The sequence below is a fragment of the Massilimicrobiota sp. An142 genome, assembly GCF_002160725.1.
GTDB lineage: Bacteria > Bacillota_I > Bacilli_A > Erysipelotrichales > Coprobacillaceae > Allocoprobacillus > Allocoprobacillus merdigallinarum.
Genome location: NZ_NFLD01000024.1, coordinates 17,316 through 38,511 on the forward strand (window position 1 = coordinate 17,316; position 21,196 = coordinate 38,511).

The 21,196-nt window shown below is 30.5% G+C and carries 19 protein-coding genes; 12 read left to right on the plus strand and 7 right to left on the minus strand.

The features are described from left to right. The first annotated feature begins 143 nt into the window (after nucleotides 1–143). Nucleotides 144–362: a DUF6465 family protein gene (locus tag B5E87_RS10340; RefSeq protein WP_087244848.1), complete on the plus strand. Its 219-nt coding sequence runs from the start codon at nucleotides 144–146 to the stop codon at nucleotides 360–362. Between the two features lie 61 nt (nucleotides 363–423). On the opposite strand, the gene B5E87_RS10345 is transcribed toward B5E87_RS10340, so the two are convergent. Beyond that, a complete protein-coding gene (locus B5E87_RS10345) occupies nucleotides 424–963 on the minus strand; it encodes a nitroreductase family protein (protein WP_087244849.1) in 540 nt (179 codons plus the stop codon). A gap of 104 nt (nucleotides 964–1,067) precedes the next feature. Here B5E87_RS10345 and B5E87_RS10350 point away from each other — a divergent pair, with 104 nt between their 5' ends. The 10 genes from B5E87_RS10350 to B5E87_RS10395 all read left to right on the plus strand — a co-directional run bounded on the left by B5E87_RS10350 (nucleotide 1,068) and on the right by B5E87_RS10395 (nucleotide 14,811). Beyond that, a complete protein-coding gene (locus tag B5E87_RS10350) occupies nucleotides 1,068–2,573 on the plus strand; it encodes a WG repeat-containing protein (protein ID WP_087244850.1) in 1,506 nt (501 codons plus the stop codon). Nucleotides 2,574–2,582: 9 nt separating this feature from the next. Beyond that, nucleotides 2,583–3,635: a class I SAM-dependent methyltransferase gene (locus B5E87_RS10355; protein ID WP_224759497.1), complete on the plus strand. Its 1,053-nt coding sequence runs from the start codon at nucleotides 2,583–2,585 to the stop codon at nucleotides 3,633–3,635. A gap of 196 nt (nucleotides 3,636–3,831) precedes the next feature. Continuing rightward, nucleotides 3,832–4,101 carry a phosphocarrier protein HPr gene (locus B5E87_RS10360; RefSeq protein WP_087244851.1) on the plus strand — a complete coding sequence of 90 codons (270 nt, stop codon included), beginning with the start codon at nucleotides 3,832–3,834 and terminating at the stop codon, nucleotides 4,099–4,101. Nucleotides 4,102–4,233: 132 nt separating this feature from the next. Further along, entirely contained in the window at nucleotides 4,234–4,497 is a 264-nt protein-coding gene (locus B5E87_RS10365; RefSeq protein ID WP_087244852.1) for an autorepressor SdpR family transcription factor, read from the plus strand. A gap of 2 nt (nucleotides 4,498–4,499) precedes the next feature. Next, nucleotides 4,500–5,141, plus strand: a complete 642-nt coding sequence (locus B5E87_RS10370; RefSeq protein ID WP_087244853.1) for an SdpI family protein — start codon at nucleotides 4,500–4,502, stop codon at nucleotides 5,139–5,141. 70 nt (nucleotides 5,142–5,211) lie between these two features. Further along, the gene (locus tag B5E87_RS10375; RefSeq protein WP_087244854.1) at nucleotides 5,212–5,940 is read left to right on the plus strand and encodes an ABC transporter ATP-binding protein; all 729 of its coding nucleotides are present in this window, start codon (nucleotides 5,212–5,214) and stop codon (nucleotides 5,938–5,940) included. Continuing rightward, the gene (locus B5E87_RS10380; RefSeq protein WP_241147167.1) at nucleotides 5,912–7,519 is read left to right on the plus strand and encodes a hypothetical protein; all 1,608 of its coding nucleotides are present in this window, start codon (nucleotides 5,912–5,914) and stop codon (nucleotides 7,517–7,519) included. Before B5E87_RS10375 ends, B5E87_RS10380 begins: the two co-directional genes overlap by 29 nt. Nucleotides 7,520–7,904: 385 nt before the next feature. Continuing rightward, nucleotides 7,905–13,727 carry a lamin tail domain-containing protein gene (locus B5E87_RS10385; protein ID WP_087244856.1) on the plus strand — a complete coding sequence of 1,941 codons (5,823 nt, stop codon included), beginning with the start codon at nucleotides 7,905–7,907 and terminating at the stop codon, nucleotides 13,725–13,727. 133 nt (nucleotides 13,728–13,860) lie between these two features. Then, nucleotides 13,861–14,439 carry a GrpB family protein gene (locus B5E87_RS10390; protein ID WP_087244857.1) on the plus strand — a complete coding sequence of 193 codons (579 nt, stop codon included), beginning with the start codon at nucleotides 13,861–13,863 and terminating at the stop codon, nucleotides 14,437–14,439. Nucleotides 14,440–14,466: 27 nt separating this feature from the next. Continuing rightward, a complete protein-coding gene (locus tag B5E87_RS10395; protein WP_087244858.1) occupies nucleotides 14,467–14,811 on the plus strand; it encodes a SpoVG family protein in 345 nt (114 codons plus the stop codon). On the opposite strand, the gene B5E87_RS10400 is transcribed toward B5E87_RS10395, so the two are convergent. Both B5E87_RS10400 and B5E87_RS10405 read right to left on the minus strand, forming a co-directional pair. After that, entirely contained in the window at nucleotides 14,806–15,060 is a 255-nt protein-coding gene (locus B5E87_RS10400) for a DUF1294 domain-containing protein (RefSeq protein WP_087244859.1), read from the minus strand. The two genes, B5E87_RS10395 and B5E87_RS10400, sit on opposite strands and share 6 nt — an antisense overlap. Before the next feature lie 14 nt (nucleotides 15,061–15,074). After that, the gene (locus tag B5E87_RS10405) at nucleotides 15,075–15,941 is read right to left on the minus strand and encodes a LysR family transcriptional regulator (protein WP_087244860.1); all 867 of its coding nucleotides are present in this window, start codon (nucleotides 15,939–15,941) and stop codon (nucleotides 15,075–15,077) included. A gap of 113 nt (nucleotides 15,942–16,054) precedes the next feature. On the opposite strand from B5E87_RS10405, the gene B5E87_RS10410 reads away from it, so the two are divergent. Further along, nucleotides 16,055–17,062, plus strand: a complete 1,008-nt coding sequence (locus B5E87_RS10410; RefSeq protein ID WP_087244861.1) for a YeiH family protein — start codon at nucleotides 16,055–16,057, stop codon at nucleotides 17,060–17,062. A 6-nt stretch (nucleotides 17,063–17,068) separates the two neighbouring features. Here B5E87_RS10410 and B5E87_RS10415 read toward each other — a convergent pair whose 3' ends face one another. From B5E87_RS10415 to B5E87_RS10430, 4 genes are all read right to left on the minus strand, one after another. Then, on the minus strand, nucleotides 17,069–17,491 hold the full coding sequence (locus B5E87_RS10415; RefSeq protein WP_087244862.1) for a DUF2871 domain-containing protein: 423 nt from the start codon (nucleotides 17,489–17,491) through the stop codon (nucleotides 17,069–17,071). Between the two features lie 107 nt (nucleotides 17,492–17,598). Beyond that, nucleotides 17,599–19,713 (minus strand): MFS domain-containing histidine kinase, encoded by a 2,115-nt coding sequence (locus B5E87_RS10420; RefSeq protein WP_087244863.1) that lies wholly within the window; start codon nucleotides 19,711–19,713, stop codon nucleotides 17,599–17,601. Nucleotides 19,714–19,715: 2 nt separating this feature from the next. Continuing rightward, nucleotides 19,716–20,423, minus strand: coding sequence for a response regulator transcription factor (locus B5E87_RS10425; RefSeq protein ID WP_087244864.1), 708 nt, complete (start codon nucleotides 20,421–20,423; stop codon nucleotides 19,716–19,718). A 74-nt stretch (nucleotides 20,424–20,497) separates the two neighbouring features. Then, nucleotides 20,498–21,187 carry a TVP38/TMEM64 family protein gene (locus tag B5E87_RS10430; RefSeq protein WP_241147168.1) on the minus strand — a complete coding sequence of 230 codons (690 nt, stop codon included), beginning with the start codon at nucleotides 21,185–21,187 and terminating at the stop codon, nucleotides 20,498–20,500. Nucleotides 21,188–21,196: the final 9 nt, after the last annotated feature.

The window sequence follows — 21,196 nt, forward strand, 5'->3', positions numbered from 1 at the left end:
ATAAAAAATATGAGAAAATCATAAAAAATTCAATAAAAATTTGAGTATTTCTTAAAAAAGTGGTATATTGTTGGAGGTAAATGAAGTAATTTATTGAAATGTAAAACGCTTTCATTTATAATATGAATTAAGGAGGGGACGCAGTGAAAATTAAATTACAAGTACAATTTCATAATAAAAATGTTGAAACAACATCTATTGAGAAGTTAGTAAAAGAGGATGTTAAATCAAAAGGTGTTAAAATGACAACTATTGATACATTAGAGGTTTATTATAAACCAGAAGATTCTTCTGTATATTATGTTGCGACAACAAAAACTGGTGAAGTCGTTGGTAATGACCAACCATTATACATCGGTTAATCTTAATATTACAAACATATACCCAAAGAAAGAGGCTCATTTGAGCCTCTTTCTTTATGTCTTATTTAACAATATGAATACGGTTTTCATTTTTATCTTTTGTAGGTGTTTCTTGATTGACATAACCAATAGAAGCACAACCAACAACTTGATGATTATGAGGAATACCCATTTTATTTAAAATGTTTCTTACTTCATCAACATCTTGTGTATCACTGAGTTGATTGATCCAGCATGAACCAATGTTTAGACTCGTTGCTGCTAGAAAGATATTTTCCAACATACAGCTGCCATCTTCGACACGTCTTGAATCATATTCAGGACCACTGACAATCAGTAATACTGGAGCGTGATAAGAGAAATGATAAGTATCTGGTTTCTTTTCACCACGTTCTTCACTTACTTTTTTAATAGCATTCGTTAATTCATCAATATAAGCCAAATTGGTAATGGCATAGATTTCACATAATTGTCTATTCATAGCACTAGGTGCTTGAATTCCAGCTTTTAAAATAGCTTGAAGTTCTTCATCTTTAATCATTTCACTTCGATAGCTACGACAGCTTTTTCTTTTTGCGATTGTTTGTAATGTTTCATTCATTTCATATCACCCCTTATTTTCTATTATAGTCTGATTGTTTGAAAAAACAATGCTAAAAAGTATATTTTATGGTATACTAGGGGCAACTAAAGGAGGATTGAACGATGAAAAAAATATTCGTTGGGCTTATAACACTTTTATTATTGGTGGGGTGTAGTCAAAATCAAAAGCTAAACTACTTTATGTTAACAAATGATAAAGAATTAAGTGCTTTATATAATTCTGAAGGTGAACAAATAACAGAATATCAATACCAATCATTTGAACGTGTTGGGAACTTAGGATATATTGTCACAAATAGTCAAAAACAAGTGGGATTGATTTCATTGGAAGGTGATGAAATGATCCCAATGGGTGAATATGAAACACTAGAAAGTGTAGATCAGATGTTTTTTGCGACTAAAAAAGAAGAAAAGAAAAAAGATGATCAAAAACAAGATAATCAAAAACAAGAAGAAACTTCTCAAAATCAATTGGTTAAAGATAATCTTTATGTTTTAAATAGTGAAGGTGAAATCTTGTATCAGGCCAATGACAAAACAAGTATTATGAAAACTGATTTACCAGTGATTTATCAGGATAAAGAATATATTGTTTTATATCAAAATGGTGAAGAACTTTATAGAGGAAAAGATGCTGTGACATATGTTTCACAATATCAAAATGGAAAATCTATGGTTGTTGGATTTAAAGATAAGAATCACTTTTATTATGTGACTGGCAATGAAGATGAAGATTTTGATCTTGAAGTAGAAAAAGGAACTTATACGTTTTTACTTCAAAATGATGCTGGATGTATCATTAATGATGAGAAGTTAAAAAGTATGATATATATTGATTTTCAAAATCAAAAGGTTTATCAAAACAACATTGCGATTAAAGATGCTTATTTTGATAATAAAGATAATATTATTTTAACTTCTGATGATAAAACATATCTTTATTCTATTGGTGGTGTTCCAACTTTAATTAATACTTATTACTATGATACACAAACATATTTAATACGTGAAGAAAAGGTTTATGGACCACATTATATATATAAAGATGGAAAGTCAAAAGGAACACTTGAAAATTGTCAATTATATCCTAGTGTGCAGGAATTAAATTTTGAAATGTATCCAGTTTATGTACAAGAAAAAGGATATGTCTATTATAATTTTGACAATAAACAGGTGTTTGACCAAACATATCTTGAAGCGAATCCATTTGATGCTTGTGGTAGAGCCATTGTGAAAATTGATGATCAAGGTTATTCATTAATCGACGATAAAGGTGAAAAATTGACAGAAAAAGCATATTATCGTATGGAGTACATAGGCAGTTCATATTATGCGGTTTATAATGAAAATGGTATGTATGGTATTATTGATATAACAGGAGAAGAAGTCTTCCCTGTTGAATATACATCTTTACCAGAAACACCTTTAATTGAATATAATGATGAAAATTATTTGTTATTGAATAAAAATGGAAGAAGTTATGTCTATAGTATAGATGATGATATGGAAGAATTGTTTTCTATTGAAGGAGATTTAACATTCCATAATGAGGGATATTTTTCAGACGGATATCATTATTATACAATTGAGGGAGAAAGTATAGAATAAGGAGTTTATATGGAATATTTAATGATATTATTATTAATTTTTATAGCAGTGTTATTTTTAATGCAGGTCGTCTTTTTTGAAATAACAAAAAGTAAAATGGAAAAGATGAACAATATGAACTGGTTTTTATCTTTAGATAAACCATTTAATTATAATCGTGTTGGATATATGGTCTTTCTTTGCTTTATCTGTTATTTGATTTCATCACCAGCACCATTATTTAGTCTAGAGTGGTTTATTTACTTTGTCTTGTTTTTAGCAATGGGTATTGTTGCTGATGCAGTTGTTCAATATGCTATTTTGATATATAGTAAAAAAAGATGTCGTAGACAAATTGAAGATGCGCATTTATTACAAAATGAATTACAACATTTTACGCCAAATACTGATTTTGAAAAAGATTATACATTAACACCTCAAAATTATGATGAAACTTCGATTTTAAGACAATATATGACACCTGAAGATCATTTGGCTGTCATGAGTGTGGATTCAGGAAAGTTTGCAAGTCAATTTAAAGATGATACGGAAGCGATGTTTGTTGTTGAGCCTTATACGGATACACAAAGAGTACAGAGTCAGTTTGAAGATGATTCATCAGTCAAAGTCACAACATTGACACCAACTGGGAAAATGCCTTTTAAAGATGAAAAAATAGATATTATTATGTGCCAGGAATGTAATTATGATAAAAATGAAATCCAAAGAGTTTTGAAAAAAGGTGGATATTTCATTGTCAATCAGCATGGAACAGAGAATTTAAAAGAATTTGTTCGTTTATATATGCCTTTCCAAATGAAAGGAAAGTGGGATGCTGAAAGCTGTGCACAGACTTTAGAAAGTATTGGTATGCGTGTTGTTGATAAATTTGAAGATTATGGAACAATTCGTTTTCATAGTATTCAGTCATTATATCAATATTTTACAAAAGTGTCACCAGACTTTGCGAATGTCAATAGATATCAGGTTTTCTATTTACAGGCCTTAAAAGAAATGAAAGATCATTCATATTTTGAAATGACAACACATCAATTTTTGGTTGTAGCACAAAAAACTTTTTAGGAGAATTTTGAGTCAATTCTCCTTTTTATATGAAGTTTTATTCATTATATCAATGCTTTTTGGAATAGAAAAAAAGAGTTAAAATACTTGACAAAAAAATATTATGAAAGCGTATTAAAAACTTTTGAAAATGTATGGAAAAGTAATTGAAATGTGTTATAATAAGACTATAAATTATTAAGGAGGAGTCAATAAGATGGCAGAAAAATTATCTTTTGTAGTTTCAGATCCAGTTGGATTACATGCTAGACCTGCAACTATCTTAGTCAACCAAGCTAGCAAATTTACTAGCAATATCAAATTATGTTACAATGGTAAAGAAGTTAATTTGAAGTCAATTATGGGTGTTATGTCTTTAGGTGTTCCTACTAAAGCTACTGTAGAAATCGTAGCTGAAGGTGAAGATGAAAAAGACGTAATCGCATCAATTGCTAAAGTTATTAAAGAACAAAAAGTTGCTGAATAATATAAGGCTTCAAATACATGGAACTATACATTTTGTATAGTTCTTTTTTCTTTTGTTTGACAATAGAAAGCAAAGTGATAAAATATATTTAGATATTTAGATAAATATCTAAATATTAAAGGAGGGAGAGATATGGGTGATGCATTTAAAGCGTTAAGTGATCCAACGAGAAGAAGAATCTTAGAGTTGTTACAGGATAGACCTTTAAATGCTGGAGAAATTGCAGATTGTTTTCAAATGACGAAACCATCTATATCACATCATTTATCTATTTTGAAATCAAGTGGTTTGATCATTGATGAAAGACAGGGGCAGAATATTGTTTATAGTATTGATATGTCTGTTTTTCAAGAAGTAATGAAGTGGTTTATGAATTTTATTGATATGGGGGAATGAAAATGAAAGTGAGAGCTTTTGATTGGATTTTATGGTTAGTCACAATTCTTTTGTGTGCAGGTATTTTTATGATGCCTCATGTTGTTCCTATACATTGGAATGGACAATGGGAGATTGATGGATATGGAAGTCGTTATTGGGTTTTCCTTTTAGCTTTTTTACCAATATTTGTTTATTATGGCATGTCACTTACAAAGCATATTGATCCTAAAAGAATGAATTTAGAAAAAAGACAGAAAACATATCGTATTTTTCAGTGTGGATTAACAGTTTTCTTTATTATTTTGGCTATCTTTTTTGAATATATGATTTTTAATCCACAGGGGGATATTGAGATTTTTATATGGTTGATGATGTCGTTATTATTGATAGGAATGGGAAATTATTTGCCAAAAGTTCCACAAAATTATTTCTTTGGCATCAAAACACCATGGACACTAGCAAGTGAATATGTTTGGAAAAAGACACATAAAATTAGTGGATATTGTTTTGTGGTGATTGGATTAATCACAGGAATAAGCGCCTTGGCACATTTTTCTTACACTTATCTGGTATTGATGATTGGTGTTCTAGGTATGACTGTATTTATTTATGTGTATTCTTATTTTTTATTTAGAAAATGTAGTCAAAAGATTGACGAATAAATATTAAAGATATAAAATATATAATATAAATAATTTTAATAATTATTTATAGAAAGAGAGGATATATAAGATGTTAAAGATTGAACATTTAACAAAGAAATATGATCAATATAAAGCTGTTGATAATTTATCATTGCATATTGAAAGAGGACATATTTATGGCTTTATTGGTCATAATGGGGCAGGAAAAACAACAACATTGAAAGCTGTTGCTGGTATTATGCCTTTTGATGAAGGGGAAATCATTATTAATGGAAAATCAATGAAAAGTCATGCTTTAGAATGTAAGCAAATCATGGCTTATATACCAGATAATCCAGATTTGTATGAATATCTCACAGGAATTCAATATTTAAATTTTGTGGCAGATGTTTATCAGGTATCAAAAACACAAAGAGAAGAACGTATATCAAAATATGCTGATTTATTTGAATTAACAAGTGACTTAGCACAACCTATTAGTGCTTATTCACATGGTATGAAACAAAAGTTAGCGATTATTTCAGCTTTTATACATCAACCACAATTAATTTTAATGGATGAACCATTTGTTGGATTAGACCCTAAAGCATCACATTTATTAAAACAAATCATGCGTGATCATTGTGATCGTGGTGGAGCTATTTTCTTTTCAACACATGTTTTGGAAGTGGCTGAAAAGTTATGTGATCGTATTGCGATTATTAAACAAGGAAAATTGATTGTCAGTGGAAAGACTCAAGATGTAATTGGTGATGAATCACTTGAAGATGTTTTCTTAGAGTTGGAGGATGATGACAATGTTAATGACGCTCATTAAGATTAGATTGCAGGGTATTTTATTAAGACAAACAAAAAGTTCTAAGAAAAAAGGGAACAGTATTGGAAAGCTGATATTATTTGGTTTATTGTTTGCTTATGTAGGTGTTGTCTTTATTGGCATGTTTGGGATGTTGTTTTATTCTTTGATTGAACCATTTTTAATGATGGGGATTGAATGGTTATACTTTGCTTTAATGGCATTATTCATTATTTTGCTTTGCTTTATAGGAAGTATTTTCTTAACACATCATGAAATTTATGAAGCTAAAGATAATGAATTGTTGTTGGCTATGCCAATTAAGAATAGAGATGTTTTATTGAGCCGAGTCTTTACGATACTGATATTAAATTATGTTTATGAAGCACTCATTGCATTACCAGCTTTTTATGTTTATATAACAAATGTAGGCATGAATATGATTGAAATTCTTATGTTTATTGGTGTTTGTTTGACATTGCCATTATTTGTATTAGCTATATCTTGTTTATTTAGCTGGATATTAGCACATGTACTTGTGAAGATTCATCGTTTTAAAACAATGATTTCTGTTGTTTTATTTGTAGGAGCATTTGGTTTATATATGTATGCAGTGAATTCTATACAAACATATATGACATGGCTCTTGGAAAATGGAAAGACAATAGCAGAAGCCATTGAAAGTTCAATGTTTCCGCTGTATCATTTGAGTCTGGCATTAAGTGAAGGAAATGTGATAAGCTTTATCATTTATTTGTTATGTGCAGTGATTCCATTTGTTGTTGCTATTTATATTCTTTCTGTTAACTTTATTAAAATGGCCACAACAAAACCTAAAGTCAAAAAAGCAGTTTATAAAGCGAAACCAATGAAACAGAATTCTTTATTTAAAGCTTTAATTATGAGAGAAGTGAAACATTTTACATCTAATGCCATGGTTATGCTCAATGGCGCAATGGGAATTGTTTTATGTGTGATTGCAGCTATATTCATTCTTTTTTACAAAGATGAAGTTCATATGATTATGACACAGTTGCCTCAAATTCAGGAATTTGTAACACCGGTTCTTTGTTTAATTGTGATTGGAACATCATCATTGAATATGATCAGTGCTTCATCTATATCATTAGAAGGCGACCGTTTTTGGATTATCAAATCATTACCTATAGCATCTAAAGATATTCTCAATGCAAAATTAGCTATGCATTTCTTGTTATGTGTACCAGCAGGACTTTTATTATCATTGGTTCTGATTTTTGTGACAGGAATAGGTTTACTTGATGGTCTTATTGTATTAGTTGTTCCTATATTGTTTACATTATTAATTGATTTCTTAGGTTTAATTTTAAACTTATGGAGACCTAAGTTTGACTGGGTTAATGAGACAGTTTGTGTTAAACAAAGTTTACCTGTAACACTTACTATGTTTATTTCAATGGGTATAGCTATTTTGTTAGTGATGGTTTATGCTATGTTATTAGTAGATATCATGTCTATTACAGTGTATATGTATAGTGTGATTATGATTGTTATTATTTTAGATGTTGTTCTTTATCAGACAATTCAAACGTGGGGTATACAACAATTTGAACATATATAAAAAGTAGAATAAAAGGCTGTACGAGATAAATAATCGTAAAATCATCTCAAAGAAGAAAACGGCAATGAATATCAATTACGATCATCATTGTCGTTTTTTTGTATATAGAGATTATGGAAATACATTATACAATCTAATTGCACTCATAATTATAATGTAAGTCATTTTTATGATATTAAAGCAAGAATAATGAATGTGCTAATCAACAAAAAGCAATTTATATCATTTTAATCTAGCATGAAATAAATTGCTTTCATATAGTGGATAAGGTGGTTTCAAATCAATGTTTTGATGTCATTAAAAACTATTAATGTACTTTTTACCTGACATTAACAATCTTTAGAAGCTGTTTTGTTATAATCCGTTTATAAATGGAGGAAACAAAATGGGAAAAAAAGCTAAAAAGTTAATTGGTAGTAGTATGAGTGTTCTTGTTGTGGCATCATCAATGAATTTGAATGCATTATCTGTTGTTCATGCAACAGATACACTTACAAAGAATGCTTCAAAAATTATAAGTCCAGTAATGATTAGTGAGATTGTAGCTGATACACATCAATCTGATATGACAACTGCATCAGGTACAGATGCGTTTGAATATATTGAGCTTTACAATACAACGAATCAAACTTTAAATATGGATAATTATCTTATTCAAAATGTCAATGGAAGTAAAAATACTTTATGGGAAATCCCTGAAGGTACAACAATCGAAGCAGGGGAGACACTGGTTGTATGGGTACGTAATAGTGAAAGTGACTCACTTGATGAAAATCAATTCCGCTCTTACTATAACATTACTGATGAATCAGTAAATATTGTGAAAACAAATGAATCGGTGAATGGTTTTAGTAATTCTGAAGAACGTTCAATGGAAGTCCTTGTCAAGGATACTAAGCAAGTCATTAATTCTATGACTTATAATGATGGAGAAGCAAAGGCCCAGACAAAAAAGGGGATTACATTTCAATATCAGAATGGTCGTATTCAAGAATTGACACTTGGCTATGATGGAGATCCAACGCCAGGATCATTGGTTGATGAACAAACATTAGATGACCATTATGTCGTTAATAAGGATGAAGATGCAGCAGTTAGTCTATTAGTTAATGAGACATTTAACCCAAATGCATCATATGTTGTGAAAGCAACTACAAACTTAACTTCTGTTATATTAGAAGCAAAAGCCTTTATAAATAATAAGTCATATAATATGACTTATGATAATGGTGAATTTTTTGTTTCTATTCCTGCATCAGATTTAAGTGGGTTAGAATCTTTTGAGTTATCAGTTGAATTAACTGATGGAGTTAATGAATTAAAATCTAATAAGACAATTACAGCAGAGACAACAGATTCAGTGAAATATCAATCACCATTATTATTGACTGAGTTTGTACCTAATACTGTTAATGTGGATGGCTCTGATGCATTTGAATATTTTGAAGTTTATAACGCTAGTAATCAGACAGTAGATTTGAAAGATTATCATTTTATTTATGTTAATGAAACTAAAGAAACTGAATGGATATTGGAAGATGATATTCAATTAGAAGCAAAGAAGACTTTAACTGTATGGATTCAAAATGAAAAAGTGATAAGTGCTCATTATACAGTGGACGACTTCAATGAAAATTATGGAACAGCTTTAGAAAAAGGTAAAGATCTGACAACAGTACAAAGTGATGGTTTATCAAATTCTGGGTCTCGTATAATGAAGATTACTTCACAGACAGGTTTAGAATTAAATCGTGCAGAATATAATGCACAAGATAGTTCTAATGAGAAAATAGATGAAAAAGAGTCTATTTATGTAACATATGAAAACTCTGAAGGAGTTGTTCATTATGATGGTGAACAGACTGTAGGAAATGTTTCTAATCAAATTTTTGGAGAATATCAACGCCCTGATGTGATAGAGAATCCTACTGTATCAATTGATGCACCATCTGTGGTTTCAAATCTTCAAGATTATGAAATGACGATTCAGACAAATCTAGAAAAAGTTTTCACAGCAACTGCAGATATTTATAGTGGAGAAACACTCATTGATACAATTAACTTTACATATGACAATGATATTTTAAAAGGGTCAATTGCATATAATGCTGTTAAAAATTATGACAGTATAACTTATAAAGTCACAATCAGTGATGGAGTCAATCAAGCTACTTATACATCATCTTTAATTCCAGTTCAAAGTGGAGAAGTCGATGTAACAAATGCGCCTGCCTTAACAATCACTGAAGTTATTCCAGATACTTCTAATGTAGATGGTGCAGATGCGTATGAATTTATTGAAATCTATAATAACTCTAATAAGGATATAAATTTGAAAGATTATAAGCTCTATTATAATTATCCAGATAGTGGTAGTGATAGTATTTGGTGGGAAACAAACGAAGATAAGATTTTAAAATCTGGAGAAACACTTGTTTTCTGGATTAAAAATGGTACAAATGATGCTTTAACAAAAGATAATTTTAATGAAAAATGGGGAACAAATCTTTCAGATGACCAATTGATTGAAATTTCATGTGGTGGGATGTCTAATAGTGGAGCGAGAGGAATTAAAATAGCGACTAATGTTAAAGATGTGATTGATTATGTAACATATAATATGGATGGAACTGATAATACAACAGCTGACAAATCTATTGTTTATCAAAACCAATATAATAATGGACAATTCCAGTCTGTATTAGTGAGTGATGATAGAACGCCTACACCTGGTAGAGTTGATAGTAATACGAAACCGCAATATTCTCCAGTATTGCCAGATACAGTAAGTGAACCTGTTTTAGAAGATCGTACAGCATCAACTTTTCATACAGATGAAGATTTTGCATTTGAAATCAAAGCAACTTCACAAGAGACAACGATTAAAACTGTATCATTATATATGAAAGATAATAAGTCAAACGGCTATACTCAATATAATCTTTTAAGAAATAATGGAGATGTTTTCAATTATACTCTAGCAAGTGTTGACTTAATTGGGAAATCTTCTTATGAATATTATTTTGTTGTTAGTGATGGATATCAAACAGTAACAACTGATGTGAAAACGGTAAACAATGAAGAGGGAACTCTTGAGGGTGATCGTTTCAATATTGATGATCAAACAGTGGTATCACAAAATCAACAAATTATAGGAACGGGAGAAAACCTTATTCTTGATGGTAAAGATATTACAGGTGAAGCCAAAAAATCTATTAGCAATTCAGCAAAAATTGCATTTGATGCTTCACAGACAGATGTCTTCTTTAAAAATGCAGTTTCTATAGGTAACGATTCAATAGGTGTCTTTAATGAAGGAACTTATGACTCATGGATGACATATAGTTATGATGTAGATGCAAAATATTTTGATTATGATAAAAAACAGGTGACAATTGCATTCCATGCTGGAAATAAAGCTAATGTGTTAGAACATAATATTGAAAATAACGATGATTTTGTTTTAAAGAATATTCGTCTTGTTTTACCTGATGGTACATCTTTGAGAGGAAAATATACTGGTGTTAAGGGGCTTGGAGCAGTTGAACATACTGCAGATAACTGGCATCCAGATCAACCAGAAACATTGGACAATTATTCTCCACAAACTGAAATTTCAATGGGAGATGGAACAAGTAAAATAGAAATTCTTTATGTCACATTTGATATTCCTGAAGCATCATTTGATTCATTACGTTATGATCTTGATACAACAAAGTTATCAGATGGTGTGCATACACTTCAAACTGGAGAATCATCTATACAGTTTATAGTAGATAATACGGCTCCTGAAATTATGACAAATATGGAAGAAGATGCACAATATAGAAGTCATACAATTGAAGCGAGTGCTAAAGATGCTATAAGTAAAAATGTTTCTTTATTAGCAACATTGGATAATCAAGCAATTGAATTGCCTTATGCATTTGATACAAAGACATTAGATGCTGGAGAACACGTTTTATCTTTAACTGCTACAGATGAAGTAGGGAATATGGCTACCAAAACAATAACATTTACTGTTCCTGAAGAAAATGCTACTGTTGGTGAAATCACACCAGGTGATGGGTCAGTGATTCATGGTGATCCTACATTATCTGTTCAAGTGAGTGATGCAACAAATGATGTTATGAATGTTGCATTTAAGAAAGGCCAAAAATATACTTTGAATGATCAAAATATTCAAGCTTCTCAAGGTGTGAGTCAGACTTCTGGTACTAATGAACAGTCTTTTGAAACAAATTCTGCCAATGGCTTCCCATATCAGCAATTTGATATTAAGGTTGATTCTTCATTTACAAATAAGGATGCAATGAAAGTTCATTGGGAAGGTGAAAGTAATAATGCCAAAACATTTATGTATGTTTATAATCACACAACTCAAGAATGGGATTTACAAGATGCCCAAAAGATTTATGATGGCAGTCAGATTGAATTAACTGCATCAATAGCGTTAAATGATTATCTCAAAGATTCATCAGTAAGAGTCATGATACAAAATGGGGAAGGATATACGCCACCTCAATATGATTCACAAACAACACGTATTACAACTTCTAATGAAGATGATACTCCTCGCGAAGATTATGATTTTACATTTGTTGTAGAAAGTGATACACAATATTATAATGAAGATTATGATGGTAATCCTGAACAAGATGTTGATGGTTCATATCAGTATCAGTTAGATATTCATGAATGGGTTCTCGCAAATAGAGAACGTATGAATATTCAATATATGTTCCATGATGGAGATATTATTGATGATGAACATCTTGATCCTGAATGGGAAAATGCCGATAAAGCTTATAAAATACTTGATGAAGCAGGAATGCCTTATGGTGTATTGGCTGGTAACCATGATGTTGGTCATTTAAGTGGTGATTATACAAGTTTTTCTCAGTATTTTGGTGAAGAAAGATATAATCAGAATCCTTGGTATGGTCAAAGTTATAAAGATAATCGAGGACATTATGATTTAATTAGTGTAGGTGGTATTGACTTTATTATGATTTACATGGGATGGGGTATTGGTGATGAAGAAATTCAATGGATGAATGATGTCTTAGCACAATATCCTGAACGTAAGGCCATCTTGAACTTCCATGAATACTTACTTGCTAGTGGAGGTTTGGGTGAAGAACCTCAACGAATCCATGATGAAGTCGTAGCTGTGAATCCAAATGTTTGCATGGTATTATCAGGACATTATCATAACGCTCAGACAAATGTAGAAAGTTTTGATGATAATCATGATGGTGTTGCAGATCGTACGGTTTATCAGATGTTATTCGATTATCAAGGATTAAAAGCTGGTGGTATGGGATATATTCGTTTAATGCACTTTGATTTAGAAGGTGAAAAAATTATTATTCGTACATACTCACCTTCATTAGATGATTATGATGCTAAAGATGAAACTGATATTGGTGATGTCGCCAATATTAATGGAGAAGAAGAATTTGAAATTCCTTTTTCAGCATTGGGAATCGAACCAAAGACAAAGAGTCTTGAAACTTCATCTTTAGATATAGATGTTTATGGAAGTGAAGTGTTAGGTGAAGTTAAAAATGTAGAAAGTGGTCAAACTGCACAATTGACATTAAATAATCTGGCTAATCAAACATTAGGATGGTATGCTGAAATTACTGATGAAAATGGTGGATTGACAAGAACGGATGTTCAGTATATTACAGTGAACAAAGAAGAAAAAGCACCAACAATTATTTTACCATCAGATAATACATTTACTGTTGGAGAAGAATTTGATCCAATGAAGGGTGTGAGTGCAACGGATTATACAGGAAAAGATATTACATCTCAAATTCAGGTTGCTGGTCAAGTGAATACATCAAAACCTGGAACTTATGAATTGACTTATACTGTATATGATGAATATGGTTATTCTACTCAGGCTGGAAGAGTGATTACTGTCAAAGCAGAATCATCATCTCAAGGTCAACCTTCTCTTCCTGATGAAAATAAACCAATGCAAAATCCTAATCAGAACACTCCACAACAAAGTGATAATCCTTCACAACAAATTCAAAGCCAAAACAATATTCAACAGGTACAATCATCTATGCAACCACAAACCTCAGATCTTTATGGAAACTTTGCTGGATATTTATTTGTTGCCATTATAACATTGATTGGTATTGTATATTTAACATTAAAAAATAAAATCAAAGATTTATTTCAAAAGTAATATAAAAGGAATCAATTTTACTTCTGATAAGTAATAAATAATGAAGGTGGATACCTCAAAATAGAGGATCCACCATTTTCATTTGATAAGTATATGATATAATATGATAATCGATAAAAGGAGGGAATCTGATATGACAGAGTTAACTGATGAATATATTAAAAAAGTTGTTGTGAGTGGAAATATTGAACATAATCAGACAATTCTATTGAAACCTTATGATGATAAATGGCCTGTTTTATTTGAAAGAGAGAAAAACAGAATCTCCAAAATATTAAAAGAACGTGCTTTAACGATTGAACATATTGGTTCAACCTCTGTACCTGGTTTGACAGCAAAACCTATTATTGATATTTTGCTGGTGGTTGAAGATGCTGGAAAAGAGGAACTATATGTCAATGATTTATGTGAACATGGTTATATCTTGCGTATCAAAGAACCAGATTTTGAAAATCATCATATGTTTAAAGGACCAGATACGGATATCAATTTACATGTTTTTTCTAAGGATTCAAAAGAAATTGAAAAGTATCTCTTGTTTAGGAATTATTTACGTTGTCATGCTGATGCGAGGCAACTTTATGAGAATACAAAAAAAGAGTTAGCAAAGAAAACATGGAAATATGTACAGAACTATGCTGATGCCAAAAGTGAAGTTGTTCAAAAAATTCTCAGTGATGCCATTCAAGAGAACAAGACAAATCAAGAATAAAAAGAAAATACAGAAAGGAAAGATTATATGATAGATACAATAAAAATAACAAAGGTTTATCATGGTGGAAGTTTAAAAGCCTCTGCTACTTTAACAATAGGAGGCGTTCTTGCTTTACATGATATTAAAATTATAGAAAAAGAAAATGGATATTTTATTGCCATGCCAAGTCAGTTAATCAAAGGTGAATATAGAGATATTTATCATCCTATTTCAGCACCTGCTCGCCAAGTCTTTGAAAATCTTCTTTTAAGATGCGTTGAAGATCTGATGCAATCTCAAGAAAGTTCACTCTTTTATCAATGTCAAAATACAAATATTCCATTTCTCGATTTAACTTATGATGATTTTCAAATTGTGAATCAATCATAGATGAAAATGCAGTTTATATATGATTATCATCTGTATGATGACAATCATAGGAATACCCCATACAAAATACCAATGTTTAGTTTTATGATGAAATAGATACATCCCTAGCCATACGCCTAAGCTGCCACCGATAATGGCAACTGTAAAAAGTGCTTTTTCACTTATACGATATAAGTGATGCTTGGCTTTGGATTTATCTATTTTCATTATTATAAAGCCAATACAATTGATGATAAGGAAATAAATCATAAAAAACTCCTTTCTCATTCTGTCATCATATGAAATAATTGCTGATACTCATCTTTATGAATATGTGATTTGAGATAAATGAAGTGCATAGGACGAGAAATATGAAAGTTTTCAATCTGTAATTCAATTAATTGTTGATTTTGTATTTCCTCTTTCACAACGCCAGCATATAAAAAAGTAACTGCCTGACTGTCCATAAGCAATGTTTTTATCATAGATAAACTACCCACTTCAATAAAATGTGAAAAACGTGAAAGAGGATAGATTGTCTGTTGTAAATAATTTTCTAGGATATCTCTTGTTCCTGAACCTTTTTCTCTAATGAGTAATGGATATGCAAAAAGCTGTTCAAATGTTACTTTTTGATGAGCTAAAGGATGATGAATACTTGCAACAGCAATAAATCTTTCCTGTTTTAATAAATGATAATCAAATAATTGTGTATCAAACTGTCCTTCTACAAAAGCACATTCAACTTCACCATTAATGAGTTTTTGAATTAAAGTATACGTATTAGCGACAACAATTTCACATGGACGAGAAGTTTGAATGAATTTTTTCGCAATCATATGAGGAATATAATAATCGGCAATGGATAGTGTTGAGCCAATAGTTAAAGGTGGATAAGCTGTTTGGAGCTGTTTTTGAAAAAGATCTTCATTATGAATCTGTGTTTTGGCATAGTGATATAAAAGTTCACCCATTTTGGTGAGATGGAAAGATTTGTGAGTGCTATCAATAAACTTTTGTTGATAATGTTCTTCCAGAGCTTTGATATGTTGTGTAACGGCAGGCTGAGTAATATGTAAATTTTTAGCTGCCTGAGTATAGTTTTGACATTCAACGACTTCTACAAATGTTCTCATTTTGTCATCTATCATGAAATCACCTCATCTTCATTATAATATATTGTTATAATAAATAAAATATCATAATTTTTATTTATAGAAAAATTGTGGTAATATAACCCTGGTTGATAAGGGGAGATGACAAAGTGAATAAAATCAAAGATATATTACCAGGATTTATAGTTTGCTTGGCTATTGGACTTATAGCTCAGCAGATTGCGAAGTTTTTTCCAAGTATTGGTGCTGCACTTTTTGCGATTGGGATTGGAATGCTTGCAGGCAATACATTTTTAAATAAAGATATTTTTAATGTGGGAACGAAATTTTCAGAAAGTCGTTTATTGGAATATTCGATTGTTTTAACTGGGCTCACATTACAATTGGCAGATATTGCAGGTATAGGATTTCAAGGTGTAGGCTTTATTGCTTTACAGATGATATTCACGATTGCTATGTGTTATTTTATCGGGAGAAGACTTAAGTTTTCTAAAAAGTTTTCATTGTTAATGTGTGCAGGAAATGCCGTTTGTGGATCTTCAGCCATTGGAACAGTTTCTCCAATTGTGGAAGCTGACAGTAAAGATAAAGGTATTTCTATTACAATTGTCAATGTCACAGGAACAATCTTGATGGTTGTCTTACCTATTTTAACAAGCTTATTATATCATCATGAAACACTTCAGACTTCAGCGATGATTGGTGGAATACTGCAATCTATTGGACAGGTCATTGCATCAGCATCACTTGTGAATCAGGAGGTTGTTGAATTTGCAACAATCTTTAAGATCGTCAGAATCATTTTTGTGGTTGTCGTTGCTTTAACATATGCCAAGATGAATCTTGATGAAAATCAACCATTGTTTGCTAAAAAGGAAGGAGTGGCAGCTAAGGTTAAAGCCAAAGTTCCATGGTTTGTTATTGGATTCTTTATTTTTAGTATTATCAATAGTACAGGTATTTTACCAGCCATCATTTCTACATCTGCAAAAATAGTAAGTTCTCAATTTGAGATTATTGCTTTAGCAGCCATAGGGATGCGTGTTAAATTTGCTGATCTTATTAAAGAAGGACCTAAAGCTATGTTATATGGATGTTTAACAGGAACATCACAAATTATCTTTGCATTCATTTTGATTGCTTTATTGTTTTCATAAAAAAATCTATTCGGCTTGAATAGATTTTTTTCGTAGAATGATAAAGAATAAAACAAAAGATATAGCTAAAAGTATATGTGAGATTCCAGCGATACCAGAAATCATCGCATTCATTGCAGTTGATAATTGAATATTCAAGACTTGAACAATTCCTCTTGTCATCAACATGATAATAAAAAATGGTAAAGCTATGTTATATAAAATAAAGAATTTCTTAAATAATGAGCTTTCTAATATATCTTTATCATTTTTAATAAAGAGTGCCAACAACAAGAAAACAAAGACACCCAAAATAAATAAATGCGTATGTGTAACACTTAATGTTGTTTTTCCTGTGAATTGATTAAATTTAGTCAATTCTCTATAAAAAACACCCGCCACAAGAGCTGCTATCATATAAATCATTGAAACATTTATTAATTTTTTCATTGAATGAACCTCCCCATTCTATTCTTTGGATATCTTAATGCGTAGAGAGAATCTTGTCAATGAATATGCAAATAAAAAGAAGTTTTCAAATCGAAAACTTCTTTGTTTTATGAACACTTAGGGAAGATGACAATAGTCTTAAATAAATCACCGTCTAGCTCTACATGGAATTGCCCACCTTGTATTTCAGTAAAACTCTTGACAATGGCTAGTCCTAAACCAGAACCATGCGTATTTCTTGATTTATCTCCTTGAACAAATCTTTCTACGATTTCATTTTCATTAAATGTCATTTCTTCTTCAGATATATTTTTAAAGATAATTTCTACTTGGTCATCATGATCATGAATATCAATATAAACACGTGTATGTGGTAAAGCGTATTTACTAATATTCATAAATAGATTTTCAAAAATACGATAAGTTTTAGAACTATCTAAATGACATATGATTTTCTCTTCAGATGAATTCCATTTCATGGATAAAGATTTCTCATCTAAATTATCCTGACACTCTAATTGAGATTGTTTAATAAGCGAAATGATATCTATATCCACAAGATTTAATTTGACATCTCCACTATTGGCTTTGCTGACTTCAAATAAATCTTCAATTAAATTTTTAAGCCTTAAAGAATTTCTTTCTAAGATATCTAAATAATGTTGACGATCATCACTGCTAAGATTGTTATTCTTTAATAAATCTACATAAGTGATAATAGAAGTTAATGGTGTTTTTAAATCATGAGAAACATTAGAAATCAATTCCGTTTTCATTCTTTGAGATTTGACTTCTTCCTTCACAGCTTTTTCAAATCCATCCTTGATATGAACAAATTCATCTTTTAAAGGATTGAAGATACCAATATCTTGATTAATCTGTACATCAAAATGACCATTAGATAATTGTTGAGTCGCTTTTAATAATGTATGATAATCATTTTGAATATCTTGAAATTTCTTTCTTATTAAAATAAAGATAATAATAGAATAAATCACTGCAAAGAATATACCAAAAACAAAGAATATTGAACATCCTGCTATAATCAAGAGATTGAATAAAACGATTTTTAAGACAGTTTTGTTTAAAGAATCATCTAGATCAAAATCAATGACTTTATTCATAATCTGATAGCCATGAGTAATCAGCCATCCAAGACATGTATTTTCCCAAAAGTATTTTTTGAGTCCCTTATGGAAAAGATATTTAATAAAGTAAGCTAAGATGATAAAGAGGAGATAGAAAATAAAGTAATAAGCGATATTGATGGCTGGAGTTAAATAGGGACCAATAGCTTCAATCGCAAATTGCTGGTAAATATATTGGAACTGATCTTGAATAGTACCTGCAATCATAATTGCCGTACCAGCATACATCATAATAGCTAATGTTCCCCATATAATAGCCAGAAAGGCAAATTTAATACGCATCACAAAGGATAAGAAACGACTTTGTTCAAGATATTTCATAGGAATACATAATGTGACAATACAACAGACCACAATTGCAGTGAAAATATATGGAAGTGAGTAGAGATATAATTGACTACGTGATATATTCATCAGATAAGAACCAATTTGACTGGTCATATGCAATTGATCACTAACTGCAAGTGTTATAGTGATATTTTGTAAAGGTTGATAGCGAATCGTGATATCTTCTTGACTATAATCATCATAAAATGTGGTGTTATAAGAGAAGAGAGATTCTAGAGAATAAATATTGATATGTTCATCATTTGTATGGGTAACTTTTGGAACACCTTTGTTATCAAATTCAATTTGCATATACCATTGATATTTGTCTTGTAAATCCTTGTTTTGTGAGATTTGAGAAATGGGATCATTGGTATTAGAGAATTGTTTTTGTGATTGATGATCAGTGATATGGAAGAAAATATCTTCTTTTTGATGGAGTTCATTCACTTTATCTTCTACAGCTGACTGGAAGTCATAATAATAATCTGCATTGGTTTCATCTTGTGAGGATTGATAATAATCATAAATGGAAGCAGATGGATCTTGACTTTCCTTGAGTAGAAAATCAGATGCATAACTGTATTCAATCAGATAAGAAGACATATAATCCGAAATATCACGGCTTTCAAAACTAGATTTTTGAGTAGCTTGATTAATAAAAGGATAACATAAATAAGTTCCTATACTTGTTATTATCAGTGTTACCAAGATAATAATACTTGCGATATGTTTTTTGATTTTCATAGTTAATCCCTGCCTTGTTTTTCAATTTTATATCCAACGCCCCACACAACTTTTAAGTATTGAGGGTGTTTTGGATCTAATTCTATTTTTTCTCTTAAATTACGGACATGAACCATCACTGTATCCGTGTTAATAGCATCTTCTTTCCAGACACTTTCATAAATGTTTTCAGCTGAAAAAACTTTTCCAGGATACTCCATGAGTAATTGTAAGATTTTAAATTCAATAGGTGTGACCTTGATTTGACGATTATCTACACTCACTGTTTTTGTATCTAAATTAAGCTCTAAACCACCAACAGTATAGACATTCTGTGATGTTTTCTTTGCAGTTGCATCTAGATATTTGCGATAACGTCTAAGCTGTGATGAGACTCTGGCAAGTAATTCAATTGGCACAAAAGGCTTTGTGACATAATCATCTGCTCCAATGTTTAACCCAGTGACTTTATCAATATCTTCTGATTTGGCTGAAAGCATAATAATAGGAAAATCATATTTTTCTCTCATTTTCATTGTCATTTGAATGCCATCCATCACTGGCATCATGATATCCACAATAGCAAGATGAATAGTTTCTTTTTCAACAATGTCTAATCCTTCAATACCATTATGCGCTTTAAAAACATGATAGTTTTGTGTTTTTAAATAAATCTCAATCGCATCACAGATTTCAATTTCATCTTCTACAATTAATATATTATAATCCATAAAAACCCCTCCCGACTTTTCTACATTATACTTGAATTTAAAAAAGAAAAGTAGAGGATAAAACGAAAGATTTTCTAAAGATGATATGATAACTTTCGTTTGTTTATTTTTTTATAGATGTAAATACCAATGAAAGAAATAATACCCGTCACGACAAAGATAATGATAGAAAACAGATAATCTTCAATTCCTAATGCATGACCACCAATGGTAGATGTGATAATTGAAGGTGTTCTTGCGATAGTTGTAATGAAAAGAAATGTTGAAAGTTTCATATCTGTTAATGGAATGAGATAAGTGAGAATATCTTTAGGTGTACCAGGTATAAAGAAAACAATAAAACATAAAATATTTCTTTTTTCTGGGTTATGTAAAAAATGAACCTGATTTATCGGATCTAAACTGATAAAACGCTGAATAAAATTTTGTCCCCATTTTTTAACAAAAGTATAAATCAGTAACGAACCCATAGCGCTCCCTATTAAACATAAGAGGAGTCCTACAAATGGACCATAAATAAATCCAACCATAATTTCTACAATTTCACCTGGAAGAAAAACAAATATAACTTGTAAAATAACAATACCAACAAAAATGATTTGTCCAAATAAACCAAAACTTTGTAGCTGATTTCTTAGTAACTGAGGATTTTCAAAGATCTTCATCATAGGTTGATATAAGCATAAACATATCAAACCCATGATAAGTAGACACTTGATTATAAATTGAATTTCTTTTTTATGTTGTTTGATTTTATTGATCATAAAGGTCAC